The sequence below is a fragment of the Microbacterium phyllosphaerae genome (assembly GCF_050628115.1).
In the GTDB taxonomy this organism is placed as follows: domain Bacteria; phylum Actinomycetota; class Actinomycetes; order Actinomycetales; family Microbacteriaceae; genus Microbacterium; species Microbacterium phyllosphaerae_A.
Map to the genome: position 1 here is coordinate 3,012,091 of NZ_CP192502.1, position 13,931 is coordinate 3,026,021.

Below are 13,931 nucleotides of genomic sequence, written 5' to 3' on the forward strand. Positions count from 1 at the left end.
CCACGACGAGCGTGCCTGCTCAGCGCGCGGTGAACGACACCCCGGCGCTGAGCAGCTGCAGTCGGGCGGCGAGCAGGTCGGCATCGAGGGTCGCGCCGGAGATCTGGAACTCGCCGGCGAGCTCCTCGGCGACCGTCGGGGCGCTGATGACGCCGATGAAGTCGACGAGCGCGATCTGGTTGCCCGGCGCCGTCGCTGTGGCCGCTTCCCTGGTCCACGCGGCGAACTCCTCGGCGGCAGGGTCGGACAGCGTCACGGCCACGACATCGCCGCTCACCTCGACCTCGGCGATGGCGTTTCCGACGAGCCGCGCGGAAGAGGGGAGGAGCAGCTGGGTCAGCATCGCTTCGTCGCAGGCGAGGACGTGCCCCGCGACGGGGATCGGGCCGAACCGCAGCGCGTCGCACGGGGGAGTCACCGAACCGTCGCCGGGGTCTGCGCCTCCGGTCGCCGGGTACACGGCGTCGACGGCGTAGAAGCCCTCGGCGGCGGGGGTCGAGATGGCGCGAGCGAACGCGTCGATGTCGTCGCTCGTGACATCCGCGCCGAACGTCACGGTGAGATCGTCGTCATCCGTCTCGGTGATGTCGACCACCTCGATGCCGGCGTTCTCGCCGTAGAAGGCGAGCGCGGTGCGGCCAGCGGCGAGAGTCGTCGAGTCCAGGTCGCGCTCGGCGCTGACCTGGACGACGAGCTCTTCGCCGGATTCCGATCCCGATGCCGGCGACGACTCGGACGGCGCGGGGGTATCGGGCGTCGTGGGTTCGGATTCGCCGGCGAGGACGCCTCCGAAGCTGAGCAGGAGCACGATCGCGACCGCCCAGACGACGCTGAGGATCGCGCCGATGGCGACGGCAGTGGTCGCCACTACCGTCGGCGAGCCGGCGGCCTTCGACTTCACCCGAGCGACGAGCCCGAGGACGAAGCCGAACAGCGGAAGGATGAACGCGAAGGCGAGCGCCACGATCGACAGCGTGCTGGATCGCGTATCTCCGGTGGAGACGTGCGGGGAGTCGGTCATGGGGGCTCTCTTTCTTCGCGGGGAAGGCGGACGACGGCCACATGCGGACCCGTGGGGCGGCTCGTGTATACGAGAAAGCCCCGCACAACTCTAGTTGTGCGGGGCTTGTATCTGTGGGCGATACCGGACTCGAACCGATGACCTCTTCCGTGTGAAGGAAGCGCGCTACCAACTGCGCCAATCGCCCATACCCGTGGGGTACGTCAACCGATACTACCGGACGGTCCGAGGCGTTGCTGACCACGCTGAGAGACACGCGCGAGATTCGCTTCCGGTTTGGACAGTCGGGAATCATCGGCTAATGTTTCATAAGTGCCCGGGACAACAACCGGGAACAACGCGGATGTAGCGCAGTTGGTAGCGCACAACCTTGCCAAGGTTGGGGTCGCGAGTTCGAGTCTCGTCATCCGCTCAAGTGCAGGGGCCTTCTTCGGAAGGCCTTCGGCACGTGGGGTCAATCCACACGGTGGCGTGGCCGAGCGGCTAGGCACCGGCCTGCAAAGCCGTTTACACGGGTTCGAATCCCGTCGCCACCTCTCACAAACTGAATAGCCCCCTTGGGCGCGATTGGCGCAGCGGTAGCGCGCTTCCCTGACACGGAAGAGGTCACTGGTTCGATCCCAGTATCGCGCACAGACGAAAACCCCCGGCTCATCCGGGGGTTTTTTCGTATCCGGTGCGCTTCAGACCGATGGGGGCCGGCGCCACTGCATAGCCAAGCAAGTCTTTCGCTTGGCTAGACACCTTGATATATTGGACGAGTGGCCATGACTTCGGCCACTCGCCGGCTGATCCCCAGCGCCGGCACAGCGCCCCGCGAATTCCCCAGGTTCGCCGGGGCGCTTCTCTGTTCGGGGCGCTGACTCTGTGATCGCGCACCGGGTGCACCACGATTGTCTGCGTGCGACGGTCAGTCTGCCTGCACGAGGATCTTCGCGCCGGCGCCGGCGCCGGCGCCGGCGATCAGCGTCGTGCCGCCATCGACGCCGCTGCGCGAGGCGGCGTGCCACGCGACCGACGTCGGCTCGACGAGGGCGCCCATGCGCAGGTCGACATTCTCGGACCCGCAGATCGCGTCGGTGTGGAGATCTGTACCGCGCTCAGCTGGCGGGCTGAGCGGATCGCTTGACGACGTCGTACGCGGCGAGCGCCGCCTTGCGCGTGGCGGCGAGGTCGACGATCGGCTCGGTCGGCGCATCCGATGCCCACTCCGAGATGTACAGGCCGTGCGGATCGAACTTCTTGGCCTGGAGCTCGGGGTTGAACACGCGGAAGTACGGTGCCGCGTCGGCCCCCGACCCGGCGACCCACTGCCAGTTGAACGGGTTGCTCGCACCGTCGGCGTCGACGAGCGTGTCCCAGAACCACTCCTCGCCGCGCCGCCAGTTGATCAGCAGGTTCTTGACGAGGAACGACGCGGTGACCATGCGCACGCGGTTGTGCATGAAGCCGGTGTGCCAGAGCTCTCGCATCCCGGCATCCACCAGAGGCACGCCGGTGTCGCCGTGCTGCCACGCAGCCAGCTGGGCCGCGTCGAGGCGCGGCCAGGGGAACGCGTCGAACTGGCGACGAAGGTTCACCGTCGCCAGATCAGGGGAGTGGAACACGGTGTGCCACGCGAACTCGCGCCAGCCCAGCTCTGAGAGGAATCCCGCGGCACCGTGCGCGTCGACCGCTTCGTGCCAGACGGTGAACGGGCTCAGCTCGCCCCAGCGCAGTCGCGGCGAGAGCAGTGAGGTGGCGCCGGCGGACGGTTCGTCCCTCGCTCGGTCGTACGTGCCGATGTCGTCGTGCAGGAAGGTTCTCAGCCGGGCCCGTGCGGCAGGCTCGCCGGGCTCCCACGTCTCGCGGAGGCCCCCGGCCCAGTCCGGTCGCGTCGGCAGGAGGCCCCAGTCGTCGAGGTCGTCGGAGGCGGGGCGGGGCGATGCCCCGTCGAGGCTCCGCGGCGCGGGGAGCGGCGCGCGGGGCGCGGGCAGCGCGAGGCAGGCGCGCCAGAACGGCGTGAACACCGAGAAGTGGGTGCCGCTCCCGGTCTTCACCGTCCAGGGTTCATGCAGCAGGGAGCCGGCGAAGGATGCGACCTCGAGCCCGTCATCGCGGAGCGAGGTCTTCAGTGCCGCGTCGATGTCGCGCTCGGCTCCTCCGTACCGCCGATTCCAGAACACGGCGCCTGCTCCGGCATCCGCCACAGCCTCACGCACGACGCGCTCGGCCGGTCCACGACGCAGCGTCAACGTCGCCCCGAGCTCACGCAGTCGCCCGCTCAGCGAGTCGAGCGAGTGGTGCAACCACCAGCGCGCAGCGCCGCCCAGCGGACGGATGCCGGGGGATTCCTCGTCGAGCACGTAGAGCACGACGATCGGCTCGTCGCGATCGATCGCTGCCCGCAGTGCCGGGTTGTCGGCGAGGCGGAGGTCGTCACGGAGCCACACGATCGAGGGGGAGGACATGGCTCCATTCTCGCCCGTGCGATGGAATCGGCGGGCAGGGGTTGCGTGCCGCCGACCTCAGCGGCTACGCCGCCGGCCGCGGCCCGCGGGAACAGGATCGGGAGCAGTCGCCCAGAGGGCCCAGAGCACGAGCAGCGGCTGGAGGAACAGCCGCCCGACGCGCCGAGCCTCGGTGTCGAGACCGGGTGTCGAGCGGTGGGTGCGCCACTGGTGCACGTTTCCCGGCAGGACAGCGATGAAGAACGCGGCGGTCGCGACACCGATGCGCCGCCTCTCCTTGGGCAGCGCGACCAGCCCGACCGCGAGCGCGACCTCGGCGGCGCCGGACGCGATCACGATCGCGTCCTTGTCCAGACGGGTGGCCTTCGTGGCCCAGTCCGGAACGACGACCCGGAAGCCGCGGGTGCTCACGAAATGGACGATGCCGATCGCCCCCAGGGCGAGTGCGAGGATCCAACGCGCCAGTGCTCTGATCATCCGCTCACGCTACCCCGGCGGCATCCGAGGGCACTCTGTTCGCCGGGGCGCGTCGCACCGGGTCAGTCGGCAGCGAGCAGGCGATCAGCCTCCCACCCGCGATACGCGTCTGCGATCTCAGGGGAATGCGTGTGATGCAGGTAGTGCTCGCCGTCGAGGGAGATGACCCTCCCGTCGTCGACCTCCGCCGCCTGACGCTCGTGCAGGTCGATCCAGTCCGGATTGCCGGCGTTGTCGGCGACCACGAACAGCAGGACGGGGAGTCCGACGTCAAAACCGGTGCCCGCGGCATCCGCGAAGTTGGTCCGGATGTGCGTCATCTCGTCGAGGTACGTGGGGGTGAGCGAGTTCCGATTGCTGATCAGGGACATCTGCTCGCGCGTGTCGTCGTCATAGTCGAGGCCGTCGAGCCCGTCGCCGGTCACATGCGTGACGAGGCGGATCAGACCGAGGTTCTTCGCCGCGGCCAACAGGCCGGTGGGGAAGACCGTGTCCATGTTCGGCTGCCCCGGCACGCTGGTGTCGATCCCGACGAAGGCCGTCACCTCGTCCGCATACCTCTTCGTGTACTCGATCGCATAGAGGCCCGCGATCGAGTGCCCCATCAGCACGTAGCGGTCGACCTCGAGCGACTGCAGCGCCCGGTGGACCTCCTCGACGATGTTGTCGGTCGTCCGCGCCCGCTCGGTGCCGTCGCTCAGACCGTAGCCGAACGGCTCGACGACGATGACGCGGTGATCCTGCGCGAGGTCTGCGACCAGGGGCCCGAAGTCGAGGGCCGGCGAAGCGGTGCCGAAGCCGGGGAGTAGCACGACGTCCTGATCGCCCTCGCCGGTGATGACCACGTTCATCGACCGTCCGTCGACGGACACGGTCTGGCCGTAGGACTCGATGCGGTTCTTCTCCGTCTCGGTCGACACGGCGTTCACCACTGTCGTGGTCGTCAGCCCTACCGCCAGCACGGTGCCGATGGCCCCCGCCATGATCAGGGCTCTTCTGAGGGACTTGCGCACGATTGCCTTCCCGGCGCGCACGGGTGTCGGGAGGGTGGCGCGCCTGTCCTTCCAGCCTGGATCGTGCGATCCGCGGGCGCGTCAGCCCGGCGTGGACACCTCGGTACCGCGTTCGCAGTATGCGGGAGTCATCCGTCGGGCGGATCCGGAGCGGGCGCAGACACGAAATACTGGAAGCATGCCGACCACCCGTGCCACCCGAGACGGGTTCCGGATGAGCGATGTCCTCGTAGTCGCGCTGATCGTGATCTTCGCCGTCCTGCCGTTCCCCGACGAGACCTTCCGGACCACGGGGATGCTCCTCATCCCGGCGCTCGCGCCGGCCGTGATCATCCCCTTCAGGCGCCGGTGGCCGCTCGCCGCGCTGGGCGTCAGCCTGGCGTGTGTGGTCGCCGTCGCCGCGGCCGGGTCGATCTCGCCGAGCGCTCTCCTCGCAGTCGCGATCGCCTGCTATGCGGTGCTCGATGGTCTCGGGCGTCGGATCGGTCTGCTCGCCCTCGGTGCGTCGGTCGTGGTCGCCTTCTTCGCGGACGGATGGGCGCTCGAAGGCGATCTCTTCGATTCGACGGCTCTGCAGTTCATCCTGATCATCGTCCTCGGGGGAGCGCTGGGGGATACCGCCCGGTCACGACGGGAGTTCGCCGTGGCGATGACCGAGCGCGCAGAGCGGGCCGAGCGCAATCGTGACGACGAGGCGCGCAGACGGGTGGCGGAAGACAGGGTGCGGATCGCCCGAGACCTGCACGACGTGGTCGCGCATCAGATCGCCGTGATCAGCCTGAACGCGGGAGTCGCCTCGTCTTCTCTCGAGACCCGACCCGAGCGTGCACGTGAGGCCCTGACGACCGTGCGCAGCGCCTCACGGACGGTTCTGGCCGACATCGGCGGACTCATGACGCTTTTGCGCGCCGACACCGACGCCGACACCGACACAGCCGAGCGCGAGGGTGAGCTCCGCCCGCAGAGCGGGCTCACCGACCTGGATGCGCTCCTCGCCGGTTTCCGTGCTGCCGGACTCCGCATCGATCTGCGGAGTCCTCACCACAGCCTCTCTCTGTCGCCGGCCGGCGATCACGTCGCCTATCTGGTGCTGCAGGAGGCCCTCACCAACGCGCACAAGCACGGCCGCGGCGGTACCGCGACCGTCGCCCTTCGTACCGAAGGGGCCGCGGTGCACCTGACGATCGTGAACCCGACCGCGAGCGAGTCGTCGGATCCTCCCCGTGCGGGCCACGGGCTGCGCGGACTGCAGGAACGCATCGCCGCTGTCGGAGGTGCCGTGCACTTCGGCAGCGAGGGCGGGGTCTTCTCGCTCGAGGTGTGGATCCCGACCGAGGCGGCCGCGAAGCCATGACGATCTCGGTGCTCGTGGTCGACGACCAGCCTCTTGTGCGGCATGCCGTGCGGGACATCCTCGTCGACGGGGGTCTTCGCGTCGTCGGGGAGGCGTCCAACGGCCGGGATGCGGTGCGTGCGGCGATCGCGACCGCGCCGGACGTCGTCCTGATGGACATCCGCATGCCCGAGCTCGACGGGATCGCCGCCACGGCGCTCATCTGCGTGGATGCACCGGCGGCCGCAGACGCGGGTGCCTCGAACCGGCCGCGAGTGCTGATCCTGACGACCTTCGAGGACGACGAGAACGTCGTCGCAGCGCTGCGCGCGGGCGCGAGCGGATTCATCGGCAAGGGCGCCGAACCCGACGAGATCGTGCGCGCGGTGCGCACCGTGCATCAGGGCGAGGCACTGCTCTCATCATCCGCGACCCTGGCGCTGATCGAGCGTGCGGTGCGTCGTGGCGGAGCGCCGCGTTCGGAGCGCTGGGAGGCCGTGCTCACTCCGCTGACGCCACGGGAACGCGAGGTTCTCGAGCTCGTCGCCGAGGGGCTCACGAACCATGAGATCGCCACCCGACTGACGATCTCACCCCACACCGCGAAGACCCACGTGAACCGGATCATGGCGAAGGTCTCGGCGAGCGACAGGGCGCAGCTCGTGATCCTCGCCTACGAGTCGGGGCTGGTGACAGCCGGAGGGTGACCCTCGGGTCGCGGGTCTTTGCCACACTGGGTGCATGACCGTCCTGCGCATCAGCATCCTCTTCGTGCTCGCCGCCGTCGCCGAGATCGGCGGAGCCTGGCTGATCTGGCAGGCGGTCAAGGAGAACCGGGGGTGGCTGTTCGCGGTGCTCGGGGTCATGGCGCTCGGCGCGTACGGCTTCATCGCGGCGCTGCAGCCCGACGCCAACTTCGGACGGGTGCTGGCCTCGTACGGCGGCGTGTTCATCGCGGGATCCCTGGCATGGGGGATCATCGTCGACGGCTTCAAGCCCACGATCTGGGACTGGGTCGGCTCGGCGATCGCGCTGGTCGGTGCGGCGATCATCATCCTGGCGCCGACAGCGGCGGACTCCGCGACCGAGGCGGTGTCGTAGCGGTCAGCAGCCCCCAGGCATGCGAGTAACCTGGATCCAGACCCAGATGGAGTGTGCAGTGCCTGAAAATGCTCAGCCGAAAGACGGCTTCGCCCTGTTCTCTGACCGTTCAGTCGTCGCGATGCGCGTCAACGGAACCCTCAAGGACCTCGCCGCGACAGTGACGGATGCCGACGAGGTCGAGCCGGTCACGATCGACAGCCCCGACGGACTCAACATCCTCCGTCACTCGGCGGCGCACGTGCTCGCACAGGCGGTGCAGCGGATCAACCCGCAGGCGAACCTCGGCATCGGCCCGCCCATCACCGACGGCTTCTACTACGACTTCGGCGTCGACACTCCGTTCACGCCCGAGGACATCAAGGCCATCACGAAGGAGATGCAGCGCATCGTCCGTGAGGGCCAGCGCTTCGTGCGCCGCGTCGTCACCGACGACGAGGCACGGGCGGAGCTCGCAGACGAGCCGTTCAAGCTCGAGCTCATCGGTCTCAAGGGAGGCAAGGAGGCGGCAGAGGGCGCATCCGTCGAGGTCGGCGAGGGCGAGCTGACGATCTACGACAACACGACCCGCGACGGCGAGGTCGTCTGGAAGGACCTCTGCCGCGGGCCGCACCTGCCCAACACCCGCATGATCGGCAACGGCTGGGATCTCACCCGCATCGCCGCCGCGTACTGGCGCGGCAGTGAGAAGAACCCGCAGCTGCAGCGCATCTACGGCACGGCGTGGCCGTCGAAGGACGAATTGCGCGAATACCAGCACCGTCTCGAGGAGGCCGCCAAGCGCGACCACCGACGCTTGGGCAAGGAACTCGACCTGTTCTCCTTCCCCGAGGAGATCGGCTCGGGCCTCTCGGTCTGGCACCCCCGCGGCGGTGTCGTCCGCGGCGAGATGGAGCAGCACGCGCGCAAGCGCCACATCGAGGGCGGCTACACCTACGTGTACACCCCGCACATCTCGAAGGAAGATCTCTTTCTCACCTCGAACCACCTCGTCACGTACAAGGAGGGCATGTACCCGCCGATCGTCATGGACGAGGAGCGCGACGACGAGGGCAACATCACCAAGCAGGGCCAGGACTACTACCTGAAGCCCATGAACTGCCCGATGCACATCCTGATCTACAAGGAGCGTGCGCGCAGCTACCGCGACCTGCCGCTGCGGTTCGCCGAGAACGGCACCGTCTACCGTAACGAGCTGTCGGGCGCGTTGCACGGCCTCACCCGCGTGCGCGGGTTCACCCAGGACGACTCGCACCTCTTCGTCACGCCCGAGCAGCTCGAGGGCGAGGTCTCGAAGGTCCTCGAGTTCATCCTGTCGATGCTGCGCGATTTCGGTCTCACCGACTTCGAGCTCGAGCTGTCGATGAAGGACGACGAGAAGTCGAAGTGGATCGGCTCCGAGGAGTTCTGGGAGTCGTCGACGGATGCTCTGCGTCGCGTCGCCGTGGCATCCGGGCTGAAGCTCACCGAGGTCCCCGGTGAGGCGGCCTTCTACGGACCGAAGATCGACCTGAAGACGCGTGATGCCATCGGCCGCACCTGGCAGCTTTCGACGGTGCAGGTCGACCCGAACCTGCCCGAGCGCTTCGAGCTCGAGTACATGGACAAGGACGGACAGAAGAAGCGTCCGATCATGATCCACCGCGCGCTGTTCGGCTCGATCGAGCGGTTCTTCGCCATCCTGCTCGAGCACTACGCGGGCGACTTCCCCGTGTGGCTGTCTCCCGTGCAGGTCGTGGGCATCCCCGTGGCCGACGAGTTCGCCGACTACCTGGGCGAGATCGTCCAGACGCTCCGCACGCAGGGCGTGCGCGCCGAGCTCGACGCCTCCGACGACCGGATGCAGAAGAAGATCCGCACGCACACGACCGGCAAGGTCCCGCTGCTGCTGATCGCGGGCGAGAAGGACCGCGACGCGGGCACCGTCTCGTTCCGTTATCGTGACGGCACGCAGGAGAACGGCGTGCCGATTGCCGACGCCGTGGCGCGAATCCGCGCCGCGATCGACGCGCACACGCTCGTGCAGACAGCAGGGGATCTGGTGTGACGACGCCGCCTGCATCGTGGGAGGACGCCGGCGAGTTCCCCGGCGTCCCCGACGAGTTCCAGCGGCTGTGGACCCCGCACCGGATGGCGTACATCCAGGCGGGCCCCGAGCCGCTGCGCGAGGAGTGCCCGTTCTGCGAGGCTCCGAAGTTCCCTGATGTCGAGCGGCTGATCGTCGCGCGGGGCGAGACGGCCTACGTGCTGCTCAACCTGTTCCCCTACAACTCGGGTCACCTTCTGGTCTGCCCGTATCGCCACATCGGCACCTACGACCAGGCCACGCCCGAAGAGGTCGCCGAGATCGGGGCGCTGACCCAGATCGGCATGAGAGTCCTCCGGGAGGTGTCGCGCTGCGACGGGTTCAACCTCGGGATGAATCAGGGTGCCGTCGCCGGTGCCGGGGTCGACGGCCACCTGCACCAGCACATCGTGCCGCGGTGGACGTCGGACGCCAACTTCTTCCCGATCATCGCCAAGACCAAGGCGTTGCCCCAGCTGCTCGGCGAAGTGCGAGAAGCCGTGGCGAACGCCTGGCCGAACTCCGGTCGTTGAGCGAGGAGCGCAGCGACGAGACGAAACGCGCAGCGCTCGCTCGCTCCGCTCAGCGCACCTGGCGTGCGGTGAAATGCATCCTCGGGTTCGCATAGAACTCCTGCGCCTCGACGAGCTGCAGCTCTCGAGCACCGGACTCGAGGGTCGCGGCGAGCAGGTCGAACACGCTCGACGCCGTGCGCTCGAGCGCCGTCTTCGCGTCGCCGGTCGCCACATAGTGCGCGGTGAAGAGCGCGGCGGTGACATCGCCGGAGCCGTTGGCCTTCATCGGCAGCCGGGGCGTCTGCACGATCCAGGCGCCCGCAGAGTCGGCGACGAGCATCTCGATCGTGCCCTCTTCGCGGTCGGGGCGCTCGACGCTCGTGACGAGCACGGTGCGCGGTCCCATGGCCATCGCCAGGTCGACAGAGGCGAGCGTGGACTCGAGTGTGTCCGGTTCGGTCCCGGTGAGGAAGCCGAGCTCGAACTGGTTGGGAGTGATGATGTCGGCGGCAGGCACGACCTTCTCGCGCAGCAGGATCGGGATCGCCGGCGCCACGAAGCATCCGGACTTCGCATTCCCCATCACGGGGTCGCAGGCGTAGACCGCGTCGGGGTTCGCCGCCTTGACGCGGGCGACGGCGTCGATGATGACGTCTCCGATGCCTTCGCCGCCCTGATAGCCGCTGAGCACGGCGTCGATCTCGCCGAACACGCCGCGCTCCTCGATGCCTGTGAGGACCTCGCGCACATCGTTCGGATCGATCATCGGGCCGCGCCAGGCGCCGTATCCGGTGTGGTTCGAGAAGTTCACCGTGTAGACCGGGAGAACCTCGACGCCGATGCGCTGCAGCGGGAAGACCGCGGCCGAGTTGCCGACATGGCCGTATGCGACGGCGGACTGGATGGAGAGGACCTTCATTCCCCGATCCTTTCAGTGAGGGCGGGAGTGCTCCCGCGGTGTGGGGTGATCGTGCGGTGGGTGATCGTGCAATGGGTGATCATGCGGTGGGTGATCGTGCAGCGGGTCATCGCGTGGCGTGTCATCGTGCGGCCGAGACGAGGTCGGCGACGAGCGTCGCGGTGTCGTCTTCGGACAGGTCGTGAACCGTGAGGCGCAGGTGGCGCGACGGGTCGGCGCGCTCGTCGAGGGCGAAATCGTCGCCGGTGCGTGCGAGCCAACCGCGGCGCATGAGCCGCTCGGCGACGAGCCGCGCGGGCTTCGGCAACTCGATCCACAGACTCAGGCCGTCGGTGGTGGGGGAGTCGAGGCCGTGCTCGCGCAGGCGCGCGGCGAAGGCCTCGTTGCGCACGGCGTAGTGCTCGCGGGCGTCTGCGATGCGTGAGAGCACCGCGTCGTCGGTCAGCTGTGTGAGCGTGAGTCGCTGCAGCAGGTGGCTGACCCAGGTGGTCCCGGGGCTCAGGCGCATGGCGAGGCGCTCGGCCGTGGTGGCATCCGTCGCCGCGATGGCGAGGCACATGTCGGGCCCGAGGAACTTCGATACTGAACGCACCAATGCGAACCGGCGGTGATCGGGGCCGATCAGCGATTCGTAGGTGCGCTGCGACAGCATCGAGAAGTGATCGTCCTCGATGATCAGCACGTACGGGTGCTCGGCGAGCACGGCACGCAGTTCCGCCGCGCGAGAGGACGTGAGGCTCGCCCCCGTCGGGTTCTGCGCTCGGGGTGTGCAGATCACGGCGCGGACGCCGGCGTCCAGGGCGGCGCGCAGCCCCTCGACCGTCATCCCCTGATCGTCGACAGGCACGGGTACGGCCCGATATCCGCCGAGCCGGACCGTGTGGATGCTCGCCAGGAAGCAGGGGTCCTCGAGCGCCACGGCGTCGTCGCGCATCAGCGCTTGGGCGAGCAGGCGCTCGACGGCGTCGACGGCGCCGCTCGTGACGGTGATGCCGAAGTCGAGGTGACCGAGATCCTGCGCGACCCATCCGCGCGCCCAGTCATCGAGTCCGCGGTCGATCACGGGCTCGCCGTAGAGCACAGGACGACCGGCCACGGTGGCCAGCGCCGGCGACGGATCGGGGATCAGCCGGGGGTCGGGGTTGCCCGTCCCGACGTCGCGCAGCACGGTGTCTGAGGCGTAGCCCTCCTGGGCGACCGATTCGAGCCCGGCGATGACGGTGCCGGCGCGCCCTCGCGAGATGACGAGCCCGGCCTGGGCGAGCTGTCGGTAGGCGGCGACCGCGGTGTTGCGGTTGACGCCGAGGAGGGTGGCGAGCTCGCGCACGGGAGGCAGGGGACTGCCGGCGCGCAGCACACCGCGGTCGCGCAGGCCGCGCACACTGTCGGCGATGTCCGCTGCGGTCGTTCCGGTGATCTGGTCGCTCATGTCTCCTCATCACCGATTCTAGGTCGTTCCGGACAGTGCTACTGTTTGGCCTAGATCAAACGAGACATCGTTCGACACATTCATGCACATCGTGCTTCCCCGACAGGAGCTCTCATGACCGAACAGACCACCACCGGATCCTCGCGCGTCAAGCGCGGTCTCGCCGAGATGCTCAAGGGCGGCGTGATCATGGACGTGGTCACCGCCGACCAGGCGAAGATCGCCGAAGACGCGGGTGCCGTCGCCGTCATGGCACTCGAGCGGGTTCCCGCCGACATCCGCGCGCAGGGCGGCGTCTCGCGCATGAGCGACCCCGACATGATCGACAGCATCATCGCGTCCGTGTCGATCCCCGTCATGGCGAAGGCGCGCATCGGCCACTTCGTCGAAGCGCAGGTGCTGCAGGAGCTCGGCGTCGACTACATCGACGAGTCCGAGGTGCTCTCTCCCGCCGACTACGTGAACCACATCGACAAGTACGGCTTCACGGTGCCCTTCGTCTGCGGTGCCACCAACCTCGGCGAGGCTCTCCGCCGCATCAACGAGGGCGCGGCGATGATCCGCTCCAAGGGCGAGGCCGGCACGGGGGACGTCTCGGAGGCGATGAAGCACATCCGCAAGATCCGCGGCGAGATCGCCGCTCTCACGGCACTTCCGAAAGACGAGCTGTTCGTCGCGGCGAAGGAGCTGCAGGCGCCCTACGAGCTCGTCGCCGAGATCGCCGAGACCGGCAAGCTCCCGGTCGTGCTCTTCGTCGCGGGTGGCGTGGCGACACCGGCGGACGCCGCGATGATGATGCAGCTCGGCGCCGACGGCGTGTTCGTGGGATCGGGCATCTTCAAGTCGGGAAACCCCGCGGAGCGCGCCAAGGCGATCGTCAAGGCGACCACGTTCTTCGACGACGCGAAGGTGATCGCCGAGGTCTCGCGCGGACTCGGAGAGGCGATGGTCGGCATCAACGTGTCCGATCTCCCCGCCCCGCACCGCCTGGCCGAGCGTGGCTGGTAGTCCACGGGTCGGGGTCCTCGCTCTGCAGGGCGACGTGCGCGAGCACGCCGCCCTGCTCGCGGGCCTCGGCGCCGAGGTCGCGCTGGTGCGGCGGCCGGCGGAGCTGGCGGCCGTCGACGGCCTCGTCGTCCCCGGTGGCGAGTCGAGTGTGATCGACAAGCTGTCGCGCATCTTCGGGATGCAGGAGCCGATCCGCGCTGCGATCGCGGCGGGGCTTCCGGTGTACGGCACATGCGCCGGGCTGATCCTGCTCGCGGACGAGGTGCTCGACGGCATCGAGGGGCAGCAGTCGTTCGGCGGCATGGACGTGAGTGTTCGCCGCAATGCCTTCGGGCGTCAGACCGAGTCGTTCGAGATCGGCCTCGACGTGCCGCTGCTGGGTGATGTGCCGGTGCACGCGACATTCATCCGTGCGCCGATCGTCGAGCGCGCAGGCGACGGGGTCGAGGTGCTCGCCTCGCTCCCGGACGGCGGGATCGTGGCGGTGCGCCAGGGGGCGCTTCTCGGAACCAGCTTCCACCCCGAGGTCGACGGTGAGACCCGGTTCCACGAGCTGTTCCTCGAGGGCGTCCGGGAACACGCCTCCGGGCGCTGACACCG

At 68.5% G+C, this 13,931-nt stretch carries 14 protein-coding genes and 4 tRNA genes; 10 read left to right on the plus strand and 8 right to left on the minus strand.

The genetic code is table 11. The annotated features are described in order from the left end of the window. Positions 1-19: 19 nt before the first annotated feature. Together ACQ4LY_RS14420 and ACQ4LY_RS14425 are read right to left on the minus strand one after the other, a co-directional pair. A complete protein-coding gene (locus ACQ4LY_RS14420) occupies positions 20-1,021 on the minus strand; it encodes a SecDF P1 head subdomain-containing protein (protein WP_431072563.1) in 1,002 nt (333 codons plus the stop codon). Positions 1,022-1,135: 114 nt separating this feature from the next. Continuing rightward, a tRNA-Val gene (locus ACQ4LY_RS14425) sits at positions 1,136-1,208 on the minus strand. A gap of 152 nt (positions 1,209-1,360) precedes the next feature. Between ACQ4LY_RS14425 and ACQ4LY_RS14430 the strand changes: the two genes are divergently transcribed. The 3 genes from ACQ4LY_RS14430 (at position 1,361) to ACQ4LY_RS14440 (ending at position 1,654) form a co-directional block, all read left to right on the plus strand. Continuing rightward, positions 1,361-1,433, plus strand: a tRNA-Gly gene (locus ACQ4LY_RS14430). Positions 1,434-1,486: 53 nt separating this feature from the next. Beyond that, positions 1,487-1,557 (plus strand) — tRNA-Cys (locus ACQ4LY_RS14435). A 25-nt stretch (positions 1,558-1,582) separates the two neighbouring features. Continuing rightward, positions 1,583-1,654 (plus strand) — tRNA-Val (locus tag ACQ4LY_RS14440). Positions 1,655-1,931: 277 nt separating this feature from the next. On the opposite strand, the gene ACQ4LY_RS14445 is transcribed toward ACQ4LY_RS14440, so the two are convergent. The 4 genes from ACQ4LY_RS14445 to ACQ4LY_RS14460 form a co-directional block, all read right to left on the minus strand. After that, positions 1,932-2,063, minus strand: coding sequence for a hypothetical protein (locus ACQ4LY_RS14445; protein ID WP_431072565.1), 132 nt, complete (start codon positions 2,061-2,063; stop codon positions 1,932-1,934). A gap of 58 nt (positions 2,064-2,121) precedes the next feature. Next, the gene (locus ACQ4LY_RS14450; RefSeq protein ID WP_431072567.1) at positions 2,122-3,471 is read right to left on the minus strand and encodes a cryptochrome/photolyase family protein; all 1,350 of its coding nucleotides are present in this window, start codon (positions 3,469-3,471) and stop codon (positions 2,122-2,124) included. Positions 3,472-3,528: 57 nt separating this feature from the next. Then, complete coding sequence (locus ACQ4LY_RS14455) at positions 3,529-3,948, minus strand: DoxX family protein (protein WP_431072569.1); 420 nt, start codon at positions 3,946-3,948, stop codon at positions 3,529-3,531. Positions 3,949-4,010: 62 nt separating this feature from the next. After that, on the minus strand, positions 4,011-4,961 hold the full coding sequence (locus ACQ4LY_RS14460) for an alpha/beta hydrolase (RefSeq protein ID WP_431072571.1): 951 nt from the start codon (positions 4,959-4,961) through the stop codon (positions 4,011-4,013). Between the two features lie 178 nt (positions 4,962-5,139). Between ACQ4LY_RS14460 and ACQ4LY_RS14465 the strand changes: the two genes are divergently transcribed. The 5 genes from ACQ4LY_RS14465 to ACQ4LY_RS14485 all read left to right on the plus strand — a co-directional run bounded on the left by ACQ4LY_RS14465 (position 5,140) and on the right by ACQ4LY_RS14485 (position 9,993). After that, positions 5,140-6,315, plus strand: a complete 1,176-nt coding sequence (locus ACQ4LY_RS14465) for a sensor histidine kinase (RefSeq protein ID WP_431072573.1) — start codon at positions 5,140-5,142, stop codon at positions 6,313-6,315. Next, complete coding sequence (locus ACQ4LY_RS14470) at positions 6,312-7,001, plus strand: response regulator (protein ID WP_431072575.1); 690 nt, start codon at positions 6,312-6,314, stop codon at positions 6,999-7,001. Before ACQ4LY_RS14465 ends, ACQ4LY_RS14470 begins: the two co-directional genes overlap by 4 nt. A gap of 34 nt (positions 7,002-7,035) precedes the next feature. Then, complete coding sequence (locus ACQ4LY_RS14475; RefSeq protein ID WP_431072577.1) at positions 7,036-7,395, plus strand: YnfA family protein; 360 nt, start codon at positions 7,036-7,038, stop codon at positions 7,393-7,395. Positions 7,396-7,516: 121 nt separating this feature from the next. After that, positions 7,517-9,442, plus strand: a complete 1,926-nt coding sequence (gene thrS, locus ACQ4LY_RS14480; RefSeq protein ID WP_431075691.1) for a threonine--tRNA ligase — start codon at positions 7,517-7,519, stop codon at positions 9,440-9,442. Further along, on the plus strand, positions 9,439-9,993 hold the full coding sequence (locus tag ACQ4LY_RS14485; RefSeq protein WP_431072579.1) for an HIT family protein: 555 nt from the start codon (positions 9,439-9,441) through the stop codon (positions 9,991-9,993). Before thrS ends, ACQ4LY_RS14485 begins: the two co-directional genes overlap by 4 nt. A gap of 49 nt (positions 9,994-10,042) precedes the next feature. On the opposite strand, the gene pdxY is transcribed toward ACQ4LY_RS14485, so the two are convergent. Further along, positions 10,043-10,894, minus strand: coding sequence for a pyridoxal kinase PdxY (gene pdxY, locus ACQ4LY_RS14490; RefSeq protein ID WP_431072581.1), 852 nt, complete (start codon positions 10,892-10,894; stop codon positions 10,043-10,045). Positions 10,895-11,015: 121 nt separating this feature from the next. Continuing rightward, the gene (locus ACQ4LY_RS14495) at positions 11,016-12,323 is read right to left on the minus strand and encodes an aminotransferase class I/II-fold pyridoxal phosphate-dependent enzyme (protein ID WP_431072583.1); all 1,308 of its coding nucleotides are present in this window, start codon (positions 12,321-12,323) and stop codon (positions 11,016-11,018) included. Between the two features lie 114 nt (positions 12,324-12,437). Here ACQ4LY_RS14495 and pdxS point away from each other — a divergent pair, with 114 nt between their 5' ends. Together pdxS and pdxT are read left to right on the plus strand one after the other, a co-directional pair. After that, a complete protein-coding gene (pdxS, locus tag ACQ4LY_RS14500; RefSeq protein WP_056307605.1) occupies positions 12,438-13,331 on the plus strand; it encodes a pyridoxal 5'-phosphate synthase lyase subunit PdxS in 894 nt (297 codons plus the stop codon). Further along, the gene (pdxT, locus tag ACQ4LY_RS14505) at positions 13,321-13,926 is read left to right on the plus strand and encodes a pyridoxal 5'-phosphate synthase glutaminase subunit PdxT (protein ID WP_431072585.1); all 606 of its coding nucleotides are present in this window, start codon (positions 13,321-13,323) and stop codon (positions 13,924-13,926) included. Before pdxS ends, pdxT begins: the two co-directional genes overlap by 11 nt. Positions 13,927-13,931: the final 5 nt, after the last annotated feature.